The organism is Micromonospora palomenae (assembly GCF_007829925.1).
Lineage (GTDB): Bacteria > Actinomycetota > Actinomycetes > Mycobacteriales > Micromonosporaceae > Micromonospora > Micromonospora purpureochromogenes.
Window position 1 is genome coordinate 894,723 of the sequence record NZ_VIXA01000002.1, and the last position, 14,577, is coordinate 909,299.

Consider the following 14,577-nt stretch of genomic DNA (forward strand, 5'->3'; position numbering starts at 1 on the left):
GTTGCCCGCCGCACCGGCGAGTCGTGACAACAACTTCATGATCAACGGGAGCGGAGTGGAAGGACCGATCAGTAGGGGTTGCCGTGGCCGGGGGTGCGGGCCTTGAGGAGGCCGGCGGGGCGGCCGGGCAGGTCGGGGGCGGTGGACATGGGTGGGGCGGTGGTGCCCGCGCGGGCGGCCATGCCGGCGAAGAGGTCCTTCAGGGCGGTGACGGCGTCCACCTTCGGGTGCCAGCCGAGTTCGGTCTCGGCGCGCTCGCTGGACATCAGCGGCGCGTTCAGGGCCAGCCCCACCCAGCCGGCGTCGACGGGTTGCAGCCGGAACCGCCAGCTCAGCGCGGCGGCGGCGCGCAACACCGGGGCGGCCACCGGGATCGTCCAGCCCTTGAAGTGCCGGGCCACCAGCTCCGGGGTCAGCACCGGGTCCGCGGCGACGTTGAAGGCGCCGCGCGCCTCACCCAGAACCGCCCTGGCGTACGCGTCGGCGACGTCGTCCGCATGCACCGCCTGCATCCGCAGCCGGCGGTTCGCGGGTACGACCGGGATGCGCCCGAAGCGCAGCAACCGGACCGGGGCGAGCGGCCCGAGGAAGTACCGGCTGATCTCGGTGCCCGCGTCGCGCTGAAAGATCAGCCCGGGCCGCAGCCGCACCACCCGCACGGTCGGGTGCTCGGATTCGAGGCGGTCGAGCATCGCCTCCACCTCGGCCTTGTCCCGGCTGTACGACGATCCGGGTACTCCCGTCGCAGGCCAGCGCTCGCTGATCGGGTGGTCCTTCGGGCCGGGCGCGTACGTGCCGACCGACGAGGCGTACACCAGGCTGGGAACGCCGGCCCGGACGATGGCGTCGATCACCGCGCGGCTGCCACCGACGTTGGTCCGGTAGAGCGTGCGCTGGTCGTGGCTGGGCTGGATCTGCCAGGCCAGGTGCACGACGGCGTCGGCCCCGGCGAAGAGCGCGGCGAGCTTCCCGTCCGCGCCCGGCGCCCCGATGTCGCAGGAGTGCCACTCCACCCGGTCGTACGGTTCACCGGCGTCCGGGCCGGGCAGCCGCCGGGCCACGCCGACCAGTTCCAGCCCCGGCTCCGGGCGCAGCCGGCGCAGGAGCGCAGTCCCCACGTTGCCGCTGGCACCCACGATGACGATCCGCATGCGGGCTGCCGTACCCGTTGAACCGGACTCCAACCCCCGCAACGGTCAGGGGCGCGGCGACTGGCGTACCCAGGCCTTCTCCTGCTTGCGGCGGCCCTGGGTGGCGGCGCCAGGCAGCGCGGGCAGATGAAGCCGACCGGGTCGGCCTCGGTGAGCACGTCGGTCGAGGTGTAGTCGAACGGCACGTGCGGGAAGCGGCGCAGCCGGGTGCGGCTGAGCTGGAGCCCGCAGACGGTGGAGTTCTGGCCGGGCTGCCAGGCGTGCACCTCACCGCCCGGCACCCGTGCCCCGTCCGGCCCGATCTCCTCGCTCGACGCCGCCACAGCCGGGGTGCTGCTCATCCTCATCCCGTCCCGATTCCCCCCTCCCGCCGTTTCAGACCCGCCCGGTTGATCGACTCCGTATCGCCGACATCGCGCCGTCCCACCCACCCGGACACCGCCACCTCGCCGACCCGGGGGTCGATCAGCCGGCGCGCCGGGACACCAGCGCGGCGACCAGGCAGGCGAAGGCGGCGACGCTGGTGACCGTGCGGGCCAGGTTCCACCGCACCCAGGTCGCCTCGAAGCTCTCCCGCACCGCCGCCAGGTCGGCGATCTGGTCCACCGGCCCGGCGGCGTCCAGCCGGTCGTTGAGCGGCACGTTGCACCGCATGGTGATCAGCAGCGTCGCGCCGTAGAGCACCAGCGCGGCGATCGTCCAGGCCAGCACCGGGCCGCCGGCGGTGAGGTGCAGCGCCACCGCCAGGGCGATCAGCAGCACCGCGCCGAGGAAGGCCGCCAGGAACCAGCCGTTGAGGATCCGCCGGTTGATCGACTGCATGGTTCCGACGAAGGTCCGGTCATCGACCGCGGCCAGGCCCGGCATGACCGAACACGAGTACGCGAAGAAGAGCCCCGCCATGAGTCCGGTGACTCCGGTGGCGGCGGCGAGGGTGATCGTTCTCATGCCTGTCAGCCTCACCCGGTGCGCCCCCTGTTGACCATGGTCGAGAGGCTCGGGGGCATGCGTGGGCGTCTGGGTGCGCGGGGCATCGACGGGCGGCCGGAAGCCGGAAGGCCTCGCCGGCCAAGGTCCGGTAGCCTGAGGGCTCGGGGCCGCTAGCTCAATGGCAGAGCTGTGGACTTTTAATCCATAGGTTCAGGGTTCGAGTCCCTGGCGGCCCACTTCTCTGCAGGTCAGCGGCCCTGACTCGCGGTCGCTGGTGCCGCGATCGGGGCCGATACAGCAGCAAAGTACAGCCGTTAGCTCGTGCGACACTGGCTCGTGTGCTGCCGCCCTATCTCGCACGTGAACTTGAGATCCTGCGTAGGGCGTATCCCGACGGGGTGCCTGACGAGGACTATCTTCCTCTGCTCGTCGTGCTGTGGCCCGACTTCTCTGACCGCAACCTCGCCGACGTCGTCGCTGAGCTGATCCACGGTCACGCTGTCGATGTCAACCACGATGCCACTCTGGCCGCCGCAGGGCCGAAGCGGCCGCCAGCATCCGACGTCGAGAGGGTGCGCGAACTGCTGGCCTCAGCCGGATATGTGGCCGATGACGGGGAGACTCAGGAGTAACGCGGTCACGCCTCCGCAGCGTCACCGCAAGGACTCCCCCAGGCGCTTAAGTGCTTCACGCGTCGCTGCCGAGGACACCACCGGGTAGATCTCCATCGTGATGGCGAACTGCGCATGTCGCAGGATTTGCATTGCCACCCGAGGATGCACGTCGAGGTCGGCGAGCCGAGAGGCGCAGGTACGCCTGGCGTCCCGGACGGTGATGCGCCGGACGCCGGCTGCGTCGCAACGCCGGTCCCAGAAGCGGTTGAAGTTGCGCGGCTCGACCGGCCGGCCGTAACGGGTGGTGAAGACGAGGTCGGAGGGCTGCCAGGCCGGACCCGCGGCGCCCCGGGCGGCGGTCTGCGCGGTACGGCGGCGGTCGAGCGCCACGGTGCAGATGTCCGGCAGGGGCAGGGTGGCGTCCGAGGTTGCCGTCTTCGTTTCCCGGTGCAGCAGTTCGGCACCGACCCGCTGGAGTTGCCGGTCGATGGTCAACTCCCCCGCGTCGAGATCGACGTCCGCCCAGGTGAGTCCCAACATCTCACCCTTGCGCAGACCGAGGACCAGGACCAGGACGGACCCGGCGTAGAACGGGTCGTCGTTGGCGCGGGCGGACTCCAGGAAACGCCGCGCCTCGTCGCTCGTCCACGCCTTCCGCTTGCGCTTGCGTACCGGTGGCAGCTTCACCAGGGACGCGACGTTGCGGGTAATCAGCCCTTCGGTGATCGCCTGGGACAGGAGCGTCCGGAGCACGGTCCGCAGGTGGGTGACGCTGGTTGCCGAGGGAAGATCCTGGCAGCAACGGCCGAGCGCACAGCAGCGACGCTGGGCGGGCTTCCGCCGCTGGTCCTTGCCCTGCGCGCAGCACTGGCAGGTCCGCCCGACCTCGTTGATCCAGGTCTGGACGTCGCTGACCCGGAGCTTGTCGAGTCGCTTCCGGCCCAGCCCCGGCACGAGGTAGAGCCGGACCACCACCTCGTAGGTGACGTAGCTGCCCGGGGCGAGGTTCGGCTTGACGATCTCGCGCAGCCAGTAGCCGGCGTACTCCCGCACCGTCGCGGAGCGCGTCGCCACCGGGCCGGCCTTCGCCTGCCCGTGCAACTTGATCCACTTGTCGTGGACCTCCTCGCGGGTCTTGCCGTAGACCCACTTCCGGCCGCGCTTGCCGTCCGCCTTCTCCACCCAGACGTACGCGGCGAAGCCGTTGCGGTAGGGGAAGATGGAGCCTTCGCCGTTGGCTCGGGCGCGTCCGGGCATCAGGCGGCCTCCTGGCGTTCGACCTGGTCGCGGATGTAGTCGTCCACCCATTCGGGGAGGATGCGGCGGTACTTGCCGTCCTTGATGGAGCGCAGTTCGCCGGTGGCGATCTTCATCTTGACCTTGGAGATGCCGAAGCCGAGCAGGACAGCGACCTCGGCGGGCGAGTACCAGCGCGGAGCGAGGTTCCTGGTCATGCCGCCACCCCCAGCCACGCCTCGTGGGCGAGTTCTTCCCGGCCGATGCGTCTGCTCTCGCGTCGCTGCCGGGCGGCGGTGTTGGCGAGCAGCGCGTCGCCTTCGGTGAGCCAACCGGACCCGATGTAGGTGAGGGTGCCGACGCTGATCGTGCCTGCGGGTTCGTCGTCTTCGGTGCGGCGGTAGGTGGCGCGGGTGTCGCGGAGCAGGCCGAAGGTGACCGAGTAGCGGCGGGCCTTGGTGAGGAAATGGCCGCCGAAGCCGAGCATGTGAGCCCAGCGGCGCAACCCGCCGTAGACGTTGGGTTTGCTGTCAAGGCTGTCTTGACGGTCGCCAGCTGTTCCGGCGCCACCAGTCGCGTTGGTGTGGATGGGGCGTCCGAGGTGCCAGCAGGCGTCGATAAGGCGGGCGGTGTGGTCGCCTTCGGGGTCGGCGTAGTCGTCGATGGTGGCGGGGGTGAGTCGGGTGGATTGGTGGCCGGTGGCTTCGGTGGCCTTGGTGGCGTACTTGGCGAGGTAGGCGGCCACCTTGGCGTCGGTCAGTTCGCCGCTGGCGCTGTTGATGTGCCGGACGTCGACCTGCTCGCCCCAGGCGATCAGCCAGCCGTGCGGCTGGTCAAGGTGTGGGGGTGTGGTGACGGTGATTTGGGAGGCGGCGGCGTGGACGGCTTCCTCCAGGTCGTCGGCGGTAATGCCGGTCGGCGGCGGCACGAGAGCGTCCGGGTCGTCGGGGTCGACGCCGTCGAGGCGCAGCAGGACGTGGAAGTGGACAGCGGCGCGGCGTTGCATTTCGGCGACCTTGCCGTGGGACACCCGCACGGGCGGCACCCAGCGGACCTTGCCCGAGGCGGTGACGACCCGAACGAAGGGGATGTCGCGTCGCCGGCACAGCGCAGCGAGATGGCGATCGATCGCCTGCTTGGTGCGCCGCCACAGCTCGCCGGAGAAGTAGTTCCAGACGACCTGGTGACCGTGGTCGTAGCAGTCCAGGCACAGCGGCTGCCCGAGCCGCGGATCGTCGGCGTCGTGGCGGGCGAAGCACGCCGCGGGCTGCCCATGCGGGCAGGTGCCAGCGCTGCTCCGGGCGCGGCAGGGAGCGGGACGGCAGTCGCAGCGCTGCCGGGCGGCGCAGGTATGGCGGGGGACGCGCCGGTGGTGGACCGCGCCGAACGACGGCGCGGTGAAGGTGGCGAAAACGATCGGATGCCGGCCAACCGATGGAGGGACGCCCTTACCGCCGGTCAGGCCGCAGCGGACGACCTGGTAGGCGTCGCCCTGGTAGACCCAGGCGCAGTCCGGGCACTGCGATTCGCGGCGGTTGCCGCACGCCTTGTAGAGCGCCTGGTCGGGCAGCTCGTCGGTGTGCAGCCGGCTGGTGATGCGGCCGGTGCCGGCGTCGACGGCGACGATCGTGCCGGTGAGACGGATCGGGCGGGCACAGCCGCCGGCGGGGCGGGTGTGCTCCAGCCAGCCGGAGAACTCCGGCGTGGCGCCGCGATGCAGGGCTTGGGCGTCTCGGCCGGCGGCGAGGCCGGGCCGGTACAGGGTGAGCGGGGTGGACACGACTTGCTCCAGGGGGTGGCAGGGACGGGAGACGAAGCACCACCAGCCGTGGACGTGGGTCCGCTGGTGGTGTTCGTCGTGTCTCCTGGCACCGCCGAGAGGGCGGCTGACGCCGGAGGACGGAATCGTGGTGATGCCACTTCCGCCGATGGGTCGGGTCCTTTCGCGCTCGTGGACCTGATGAGTGGGCCGGCACGGGTGGGGAGCCTGGGATGTCGGCATCCGGCGGGTTGCCGCAGGCTGTCCCCACCCGTGGGGGTGTACGAATCCGGGCCATCGTTGACGGCAGGAAAGGCCGTACTGGGCGCTCAAGGATTCAGAGGACCGGCACAGCGGCCGGTGCGATCGAGAGCCGGTGGGACGTGGCCCGCATCAGCGGCAGGAAGGCCGCTCGGCATCTCCGATGTCGAGTCCAGCGATCCGGCAGGAAGGCCGCGCTGGCGTGCTCGACGAGCGCCAGAGTAGCACCGGGCACCGACACGTCAACCCGCCGTAATTCGATGCCGGATGCGGGTCGCAATAGCGGTGGCGGCGCTGACCTGCTGGGCGAAGGATGGTGCCGTGGTTACCGAGAAGCCGCCGCGAATCGTGCTGGTCGACGACCTGCGCTCGTTTGTTGATGGCCGAGTGGCGCAGGTGGCGCGCACTAGCACGGCGGGTATCGAGGCGCTGGAGCGACACCGCGGACAGCGGTTGGACGAGCTGTGGCTGGACCACGACCTTGGCGGGGACGACACGATCTGGCCGGTTGTCGAGGTGTTGGAGCGGGCCGCGTTCGAGGAGCGCCCGTTCGATATCGGCGTGGTGTACGTCCACTCGGCGAACCCTGCCGGCCTTGCGAAGATTCTGCAGGCGTTGCGGCGCTGGGGTTACCAGGTCCGGTCGGCGGCTGGATCACCGCATGTTGGCTACCTGTCCGAGGCCGAGTAGCGGCGGGCCATCCAAGCGCTGGTAGCGCAGGCGGTAAGCGACGCGGGGCAGCCGGCTGCCGGCCCTGTCGGGTCTCAGGACCTGCGTGGCAGAACAGTCTCAAGACATGGGTAACACTTCCGGCTAGCCGGGTGGTGACGGCGGCTCGGGCGGGCGTCCGCGGGCGCGGGCTGCGTCGGATATGGCGACCCCGGTCAGGACGAGGGCAGCGGCGGCGGCGACCACGAGTGGTGGCAGGGGGATCATCGCCGGTGTCAGGGCGGCGAGCGCAAGGACGCCGATCGGTCGGGACCGGGACACGCGGCCGAACACCGCGTGCTCGAAGCGGGCACGCCCGGCCAGATACAGCGCGGGTCCGCCGAGGATGACGGCGATCCAGGCCGGTGGGGTGTGCCCGAGTGGATGGGCGATGACAAGTTCGTCGCCGACGGCGGCAACGACCACGCCGGCCACCATCACCAGGTGGGCGTATGACGCCGATCGGGCGAGGCGGACCGGGTCGGCAGACACGGCAATCGCTTCCGCCAGGACTTGCCCAGCGCGGTATATGTAGATCCGCCACAGCAGCACGGCGGTCGCGATCGACACTGCGAACGCGGCGGCCCCGTCCGGCGCGAAGCCGCTGCTGCTCAGCGCCAGTCCGGTAACGAGGATCAGCTCGCCGAGCGCGATGATGAAGAACTGCCGGTAGCGCTCGGACAGGTGCTCGCCCGAGATCACAAGGTCTTGGCTGGGCGTACGGCCCGCCCCCGGGGTGGGGAAGCCGATTCTGCCTGCCGTGTGGTCAAGGACCACCGCGAGTGCCCACAAGCCGCCACGTGCCGTACCGTGCGCGAGCGCCCCCGCGATCCACGGCAGCGCCGACAGGCCGTACCAGAACAGCCCGCGCACGACGTGGCGCTGCAGTTCGTGGCCACGCAGAACGGCCACGAGGACGAGCCCGCGGCCGAGCTGGATGGCGACGTAGGCGCCCGCGAAGATCAGGCCCGTGTCGCCGAATGCCTCGGGCACGGCGGCCGCCATCACCAGGCTGCCGACCATGGTCGCGATGACCAGCGCCTGGATTACCGGTCGATGCGGGTCCGTCCGGTCGGTTAGCCACGCGGTGCTGGACCAGACCCACCACATGGCCCCCAACAGCACCAGCGTCCGGAAGGCACCGCTCCACCCGAGATCCTCGGCCAGGCCGCGCGAGAGCTGAGCGAGCGCGAGGACAAACACCAGGTCGAAGAAGAGTTCCAGGAACGTAGCCCGCTGTGGATCCCCGGCTTTCCGCACCAGCTCGGCCGCCCTGCTCATCGTCATCGGCTCGCCCGTTCTGCCAGCTCTGCTCCGGGTTTATGGGCATTCTGACATGCGGCAGCGGCGGTGACCGCGGACGTGTTGACGTGGACTGGATCGAGCGACCCGCGTTACACGGACGGGCGACGGTCGAGGCCGGTGAGTTCCTTCCATCCGTCGCCGCTGGATCGGATTAGCTCGTCGACCTTGGCCAAGCGTCGGGCCGGTGCTACAGAGGGCGGAGTGTCACCCAGGTCCTGATACCGATATGTCACGCAGGTCCTGAAACCGGACAGCCGGCTGCCGGCCTGTGTGGGAGGACTTTCTGTACGTCTATCAAGGCGGCCCGCAACGGGCCGCACGCGCCGCCGCCTGGGCGCGCGCCGGCCGCTGCCGCTATCGCTCTGCGGCCGTCACGCCTGACGCCCGGCGGCTGGCGCGGACAGCGGGAAGCCCGGGGGCCGCCGCAGAACGACAGATCCTTGACGAGTGAGGGGTGGGCCGGCAGCCGGCCGGGCCGCGCGGCCACGTGCCCGCGCGGCGTAAGGGAGCGCACGCCGGCCGCGTCGGCGAACTGCCGGCGGTCGCGGGGTTGCGGCTAGTGCGCCTCCGGCGGGGGCGCTCCGGCTCCAGGATGGCCGGGGCTCCGTCGGCGGGTCGCGGTCCATGGGTGGTTGCGGTAGCGCCATCCCACCGCCGAAGACCCGGGGCGAGCCGAGCAGACCGCCGCCGGGACCGCCAGCGTCCGTCCGTGCGTCAAGGCCGTCTTGACGTGGCGGCCCCGACGGCGGCCCGCTCCCACAAGGGCGGGTCGACGGCGACGGGATGGCGAGGTTCCGCTGGCTGGGTCAATGCCTCACCAACACGCGTGCGACACGGGGCGGGTCGAGCATCCACCCGGCCCCCCAGCTATTGATGGGGTCGCCAGATCTTGTCGGCGGCTGCGGGGTGGCGGCTGCGTCGATCGTTTGGGCGAGGGCCGTCAGAGTGGGTCGAGGCGGCGCTTGAGCAGGCAGAACTCGTTGCCTTCTGGATCGGCGAGGACGTGCCAGGACGCATCCGCAGGCTGACCGATGTCGACGAGTTTGGCCCCGGCGGCCAGGAGGCGCTCGAGCTCGGCATCCTGATCGCGGTCGGTGGGGTTGACGTCGATGTGCAGCCGGGCATGCCCGTTGTTCGGCTCGTCGTTGCGGATGAGGAAGATCGTCGGCTGCGGGCCGCCGAACCCTTCGCGCGGACCTATCTCGATGTAGACCCCCTCTTCGCGATCGAGCTCTATGAAGTCCAGGACCTCGCACCAGAACCGCGCCAGCACCTCGGGGTCGTGGCACTTGAGCACGAGCTCACTGATACGGCATGCCATTGACGAAACCTACTCTCAGCATGGGAATTGCCGGGGCGGCCGCACGCGGATCTCATGGGCTCCCTGCAGTGCGAACAAGCTCGCGATCGTACCGGGCGAGGCGAGCGGGCTGGACGAGGGTGCCCGTCGGGCTGAGCCCTGACGGTCGTCAGTCAGCAGGAAGTCAGCGAGACGCGCGACAACAGCCGTCAACCGTTGGTACGGGACAGCAAAGTCCCGGACGACAACACCAGTCGTCGGCATTGATCAGCAAGCATCAACTGTGTGGAGCGGCCTTTGCAAGGCAGAGGTTAGGGGTCTAGTTCCTCACCCGCTGGGTGTGCCCTCGGCTGGCGCACCGGTAACCACCAGCAGCGTTTGAGGCCCAGGAGCGACGGCAAGAATGAGATCCTTCCCCCCGTGGAGATCCACCTGCTACCGGGGATGGGCGTGCGGCTGTCGGTGCCAGCGTGCCAACTTGCGTTTGGCATGGCTCAACACGACGTGATCGCGGCGCTGACGAGCGCCGGCGACGTGCAGGAGGCGTTCGTGTGTCGTGTGCGGGCAGAGACGCCAGTTTCAGCCAAGGCGCTTGTTCTGGGCGACGTTACGGTGACTTTCGGGTTTTCTGGGCTGCCTGGCGCCCTTGACACAGTGGGCGTGAGTCGCTCAGCCGACCCAGCCGATCCAGCCGACCCAGTCGCCGTGGCCTTCGATGGCGTCGATCTGTTTGGTTGGCCGGCGGACGATGTTGTCGCAGCGCTGCGCGACGCCGGTCACGCGGTGCACCATCCCGGCAACGGGAACGTGTGGATAGACGATCAGCTCTGGTTGCTCTACCAGCCTCGCCCCGGTACTACGCCCGCCGGTCGTAAGCCTCGACGGCAGCCGCCGAGCTACCTCAACTACGTTTGCCTCTATTCGCGTCGTCGGAGCTAGAGACGTCGTCGTGCCCGATGCGTGCCCGATGCAGCGGTCAACAGCGGCGCACGTGTTCGCCCGGGACATCCCGGATGCAAGCGCTCCGTGCTCATCCACCAGGCACCACGACTACGTGACGTGCAGATCAACCCGATTCCCAAGCTGACAGTGCCAAGGGCAGACTGTCGACGGGCCGGTGGCAGAGCCGGGTTATTGCAGCGCTGAGATGCCGGGTGCCGTGCACGCGCGGCGGCTCGAAGGCGCGTGGGGCCCCTGGCGTGCCATGCCCCACCAGGGGTTCGAATCCCCTCCGGTCCGCTCGTAGTCTCCCGGCTGGGGCGCAGACGGGGCACAAGACGCCGTGAAACGTTGGCACCAGCCACCGATGATGTGAGCCCAGGACGGGGCGTGACCGGCGTGTCGACCAGGTTGGTGCAGCTCACGGGAGGCCCCATCTAAGTTCCGCTTCAACGGCTGAGCGCCGTAGCATGCGCGCGTGGCAGATGACCCTGTCTTTACGGCGGTGCTCGACAGCCTGCTTGAGTGCCTGGCGTTCTTCGAACTGTGCGATGACGAAACACTCCACCCGGACATTGCCGTCCGGCAGCTCGACGACGCGGCTGCTCGCCTCAGTGGGCTAGAGCCGGACCACCGGGCGCGGCTAGCCGCAGCCATCGCGGCCAGAGCGGAAAGCTTCCAGCCTCCCTACCGTCAGTTCGTGGAGGACGCGCCTGAAGCGTTCGGCCTGCTGGATGAGGACGACTGACGAACCGGGCGGCCAGCTGTCGACAGCAGCGGTGACAGCAACGAGCCCGGAACAGGGCGGCCGGTAGCGGTCAAGCGCGGACAGCCGCTCGAGGTTGCGGATGCGGACGGACCGCGCCGGACGAAGCGCCCATAACTTGTAGCGAGATGTCGCCACCTGGTTTCAGCGGGAGCGAGTCGATCAATCCGCTGGGTAACCCGCCTATGATCGGCACGTGCTTCGCTGGCGGCCGGGCAGGGTCCGGGTTTTCTACGAGCTGCCCATCTTCGTGCCTGTCGCCATTCAAGTTCGCGCCCATGACCTGATCGAGTCAGGCAGCTTCCGCCGGGCCGTGCGCGTGCTGCGGAAGCAAGCTCAGCTTGATCGATCCGAAGCCAAGGCGGCGGCGTCGCGTCTTCGATTCGGAGAGGTCCTACCGGATTTCCCACTGCCCGGTGGGCCTGATTTGGTCAGCCGAGTGCGGGATCTTAGGGTCAGCGGACGTCGCAAGGAAGCGATCTTTGCAGTCCGTTGCGAGCGCAACGTTGGCCCAGCTGAGGCTGAGTCCTTCGTCGACTCCGTCTAGCAGGAGCGCCGGGTGTGACGATGGCCCGGTACCGGTAGAGGTAGAGGTAGAGGCAGCAAGGAAGCAGCGAACGCTGCGGCCAAGGCTGCGAAGCCGCGCCATTCAACCGCTGGCACCAGGCGAGATGCAGCTTTGTTTGGCACCCGACCTCACCGGTCGACAGCCTGTGCCCGCCTCCCCCCGACGGGGGTCCTTCCCAGTAGAGAGGCGGAGGGCTTGCAGACGACCGAGGACGTCGAGCTCCCGGAGATTGATCAATGGACGCGGGCGCGCAGGACGAAGCTCACGACGATTATGCCCAGAGTCAGGGCAATGTAGAGGATCACTAGCGCTCGGCCACGCCGTCGCTGCCGCACCGGTTCCGAGCCGGTCCGGTCGGAGTTGCGGGCAACGGCGGAGGCCAACCGCTCGAAACCCGCTATCTCCCCAGCCGGCGTCAACCAGCTCGTTTCCTCCACCTCGGGCAACGGCGGCGGATCGGAGACGTCGTGTGTCTCGTACCGAGGTTCGATCCGCGGCGGCAGCCGGCGGAACCGGTTGTCCATGCCACCACTGTCGCAGAGGCCGCCAAGGCAACCCCGGGCCAAGGGCTATCGCCATACAGCACGGAAGTACAGCAACGAGCCGGACCGTTGGAACCCCAGACCGGCCGGACGAGGCTCCCCACCTCCGTACGGGACCGTGGGCGACCCCCTCGCCGGCAATCCATAGGTTCAGGGTTCGAGTCCCTGGCGGCCCACCATCTACCGCCTCTGAACTCCGAGGACGCCGCGAAGAGATCACCGGGCGCAACCAGGGCACAAACTAGCTGTGATCGTGGCCAGCGGGAGCGCCGGGCCGCTTGTCGGGCGGCCTGGCGTAAGGGCTGGCCGACGACGCCGCACGGGCGGTCCTACTTCGGCAGCCAGTAAACGAAGGTCTCCAGCGTGATCCGCAGGTGAGTGCACGGCGGCTCGCCGACTCAGCTCACCCTTCGGTCGCGATTGCCGCGATGGCGGCGTGTGGCCGATGAGTGCCTTCGCTGGGCCGCTGCAGGCGCTCAACTTCCGTGAAGCCGGCTCGCGCCAGTCGCTCGGAGAACTCGTCAACGGGCCAGCGATAGGCGGTCACGACCTTGTGGTCGAAGGCGGCGACCTCGTCACCTACGAAGAGACCAAGCACCAACGTTCCGGCCGGGGCCATTACTCGCCGGAACTCAGCGAGCACGCCGTCGAGATCGTGCGGCGGCAGATGGATCAACGAGCCCCAGGCCAGGATGCCGGCGATGGAGTGGTCGGCAACGGCGAGATTTTCCATCGACCCGAGTTGGTAGCTACCGCTCGGGTGGGCTGCCTGCGCATGGGCGATGAACTCGGGGACTATGTCGATTCCCGTTGCGTCGACGCCCAGCGAGCGAAGGTGATCGGTGATATGGCCAGGCCCACAGCCCAGATCGAGCACCGTGCCGGGCCGGCCCGCCAGATGCCGCCCGATGAAGGCGAGGTCGTCGGCGTGTACCTGCTGGCTTGTACCGAACAGCTCGATGTAGAGCTCCGCGACGGACGCATATGCCTGCCGGACCTGCTCCAGTTTCACCACGCGACTGTACGGGCTCTCGGACTGGCAGAGCAGGCCGCGGCCAGCGCGGGGACGCGCGTCGATTCTCGCGGTGCCCGCATCCGGCGCGCCGGCGGGTCGCCGTCCGTGGGTTGGTTGGGCGGGCCATTCCGTCTGCCCTCGACCCGGGGAAGCCGAGCAGACCAACGCCCGACCCGCCAGCGTCCGAACGTGCCTCAAGGCGTCTTGACGTGGCGGGACGGGCGGCGGCCCGCTCCCCAGAAGGGCGGGTCGACGGCACACGGGATGGCGAGGCATCTCGAGGCTGCGAGATCGCAGCTGGGCGATGGTGGCATCACGGCCAGCCGATCCGACCTAAGTCATCGAGTTCCGCCTCGTTTTCCTCCAGTCGGTCGGCAATGTCGTCAAGCATGTCCGCCACGTCTGCCCATGCTGGCTGGGCCAATGCGCCAGCGTCCCGATAGAACTCCATCAGGCAGCCGTTTTTTGGGCCGCCGCGCAGGTCCACGAATAGATTCCCGCCGCCGTGGTTCGTGGCGACGGGCAACCAGGCAGGCAGCCAGGTCTCGCAAACCGTTCCGGCCGGGCGACCGTTCTCCGAATTCACAAAGTCGTCCCACTGGTCGAGCGGTGCGACCTCCCGAGCGACGTCCATCCACAAGCGGCGACTCTTCAACGCTTCAGCGATCGGGTAAGGCACGAAGCCTGGCGGGATAAGCCATCCGCCGTCGGCCTGAAGGCCAAAATGCGCCCCGTCGGCGTACAACCACCAGGCCCGCAGGTCCGGCGGCAGTGGCTGGCCGACCGCCTCCTGCGCTGCCACGAGGTCGGGCTCAGACGCCGGCGGTCGTAGAGCCGCGCGGGCCCGAGGCGCGTGCTGTTGTTGCCACGTGTCAATGCGACCTATCGCGGCCGCCGCGACCGCCGCACGATTTGCACCCGCCATGATCACCCTTCCGATCGCCGAACCAGGCCACCTGCCCCGGAGCGGCGACAGTTCAACGCCGAGTGTCAGTAGCAAACCACCAACTCCCTCTGCGGTTCTCGGAGCTGTTGGCCGTGGCCGGCGTGATCTCAGGGTGCCTTTCATCCGATCGCACCGACATATGACAGTTGCGGCCCATCGGCGTCGAGACTGCTCAGACGGACAAGCACGTGCCATCGGGCAGCGTCCCCGCTACGCCGGCCGTCTCGCGCGAGGAAAGCACGTAGCCGAGCACGCAGGCACCTTCAACCCGCGCGGCGAACACGAGCCCCTTGCCCTCGGTGATGTCGTCGGACCGCGCGGGCCGTACGACATGGTCGACCAGACCCACACGGTTCAGCGCGTTCCGCAGCTCGCCGGCGTCGATGTTGTCGCGACTACATGGCCCGGGACCGCCGGCCGTAGTCGTCACGCAGGCCGACGGCTGTCGATCCACCACGGCCGACAACTCCGTTCGGAGTTCAACGGCGGCGAGTCGGGCGGCCTCCCTCGCCGCTTGGCTCGGCGTGCTCCGGCCAG

14 protein-coding genes and 2 tRNA genes are annotated in these 14,577 nt (G+C 69.2%); 5 read left to right on the forward strand and 11 right to left on the reverse strand.

Features of this window, described 5'->3' with window-relative positions; genetic code table 11:
* Positions 1-68 precede the first annotated feature (68 nt).
* Both FHX75_RS15190 and FHX75_RS15200 read right to left on the reverse strand, forming a co-directional pair.
* A complete protein-coding gene (locus tag FHX75_RS15190) occupies positions 69-1,151 on the reverse strand; it encodes an NAD-dependent epimerase/dehydratase family protein (protein WP_154940525.1) in 1,083 nt (360 codons plus the stop codon).
* 465 nt (positions 1,152-1,616) lie between these two features.
* Positions 1,617-2,099, reverse strand: coding sequence for an anthrone oxygenase family protein (locus FHX75_RS15200; protein WP_154940527.1), 483 nt, complete (start codon positions 2,097-2,099; stop codon positions 1,617-1,619).
* Between the two features lie 146 nt (positions 2,100-2,245).
* On the opposite strand from FHX75_RS15200, the gene FHX75_RS15205 reads away from it, so the two are divergent.
* Both FHX75_RS15205 and FHX75_RS15210 read left to right on the forward strand, forming a co-directional pair.
* A tRNA-Lys gene (locus FHX75_RS15205) sits at positions 2,246-2,317 on the forward strand.
* A 102-nt stretch (positions 2,318-2,419) separates the two neighbouring features.
* Complete coding sequence (locus FHX75_RS15210) at positions 2,420-2,713, forward strand: DUF3349 domain-containing protein (RefSeq protein ID WP_170285375.1); 294 nt, start codon at positions 2,420-2,422, stop codon at positions 2,711-2,713.
* Between the two features lie 21 nt (positions 2,714-2,734).
* Here FHX75_RS15210 and FHX75_RS15215 read toward each other — a convergent pair whose 3' ends face one another.
* From FHX75_RS15215 to FHX75_RS15225, 3 genes are read right to left on the reverse strand one after another with little or no spacing between them, the layout of a single operon-like run.
* A complete protein-coding gene (locus FHX75_RS15215; RefSeq protein ID WP_154940531.1) occupies positions 2,735-3,952 on the reverse strand; it encodes a tyrosine-type recombinase/integrase in 1,218 nt (405 codons plus the stop codon).
* On the reverse strand, positions 3,952-4,149 hold the full coding sequence (locus tag FHX75_RS15220; protein ID WP_154940533.1) for an excisionase family DNA-binding protein: 198 nt from the start codon (positions 4,147-4,149) through the stop codon (positions 3,952-3,954). The genes FHX75_RS15215 and FHX75_RS15220 overlap by 1 nt, the downstream gene beginning before the upstream one ends.
* Positions 4,146-5,711, reverse strand: coding sequence for a replication initiator (locus tag FHX75_RS15225; RefSeq protein WP_154940535.1), 1,566 nt, complete (start codon positions 5,709-5,711; stop codon positions 4,146-4,148). The genes FHX75_RS15220 and FHX75_RS15225 overlap by 4 nt, the downstream gene beginning before the upstream one ends.
* Positions 5,712-6,272: 561 nt before the next feature.
* On the opposite strand from FHX75_RS15225, the gene FHX75_RS15230 reads away from it, so the two are divergent.
* Entirely contained in the window at positions 6,273-6,641 is a 369-nt protein-coding gene (locus tag FHX75_RS15230; protein ID WP_246158075.1) for a cyclic-phosphate processing receiver domain-containing protein, read from the forward strand.
* 123 nt (positions 6,642-6,764) lie between these two features.
* On the opposite strand, the gene FHX75_RS15235 is transcribed toward FHX75_RS15230, so the two are convergent.
* Positions 6,765-7,946 carry a low temperature requirement protein A gene (locus FHX75_RS15235; RefSeq protein ID WP_246158078.1) on the reverse strand — a complete coding sequence of 394 codons (1,182 nt, stop codon included), beginning with the start codon at positions 7,944-7,946 and terminating at the stop codon, positions 6,765-6,767.
* Positions 7,947-8,904: 958 nt separating this feature from the next.
* A complete protein-coding gene (locus FHX75_RS15240; protein ID WP_154940537.1) occupies positions 8,905-9,285 on the reverse strand; it encodes a VOC family protein in 381 nt (126 codons plus the stop codon).
* 1,090 nt (positions 9,286-10,375) lie between these two features.
* On the opposite strand from FHX75_RS15240, the gene FHX75_RS30785 reads away from it, so the two are divergent.
* Positions 10,376-10,503, forward strand: a tRNA-OTHER gene (locus FHX75_RS30785).
* Between the two features lie 178 nt (positions 10,504-10,681).
* Positions 10,682-10,951, forward strand: a complete 270-nt coding sequence (locus FHX75_RS15245; protein WP_154940539.1) for a hypothetical protein — start codon at positions 10,682-10,684, stop codon at positions 10,949-10,951.
* A gap of 819 nt (positions 10,952-11,770) precedes the next feature.
* On the opposite strand, the gene FHX75_RS15250 is transcribed toward FHX75_RS15245, so the two are convergent.
* From FHX75_RS15250 to FHX75_RS15265, 4 genes are all read right to left on the reverse strand, one after another.
* On the reverse strand, positions 11,771-12,061 hold the full coding sequence (locus FHX75_RS15250) for a hypothetical protein (RefSeq protein WP_154940541.1): 291 nt from the start codon (positions 12,059-12,061) through the stop codon (positions 11,771-11,773).
* 421 nt (positions 12,062-12,482) lie between these two features.
* Positions 12,483-13,091 (reverse strand): class I SAM-dependent methyltransferase, encoded by a 609-nt coding sequence (locus tag FHX75_RS15255; RefSeq protein WP_154940543.1) that lies wholly within the window; start codon positions 13,089-13,091, stop codon positions 12,483-12,485.
* A 316-nt stretch (positions 13,092-13,407) separates the two neighbouring features.
* Positions 13,408-14,235 carry an SMI1/KNR4 family protein gene (locus tag FHX75_RS30790; protein ID WP_154940545.1) on the reverse strand — a complete coding sequence of 276 codons (828 nt, stop codon included), beginning with the start codon at positions 14,233-14,235 and terminating at the stop codon, positions 13,408-13,410.
* Entirely contained in the window at positions 14,213-14,497 is a 285-nt protein-coding gene (locus FHX75_RS15265; RefSeq protein ID WP_154940547.1) for a hypothetical protein, read from the reverse strand. The genes FHX75_RS30790 and FHX75_RS15265 overlap by 23 nt, the downstream gene beginning before the upstream one ends.
* Positions 14,498-14,577: the final 80 nt, after the last annotated feature.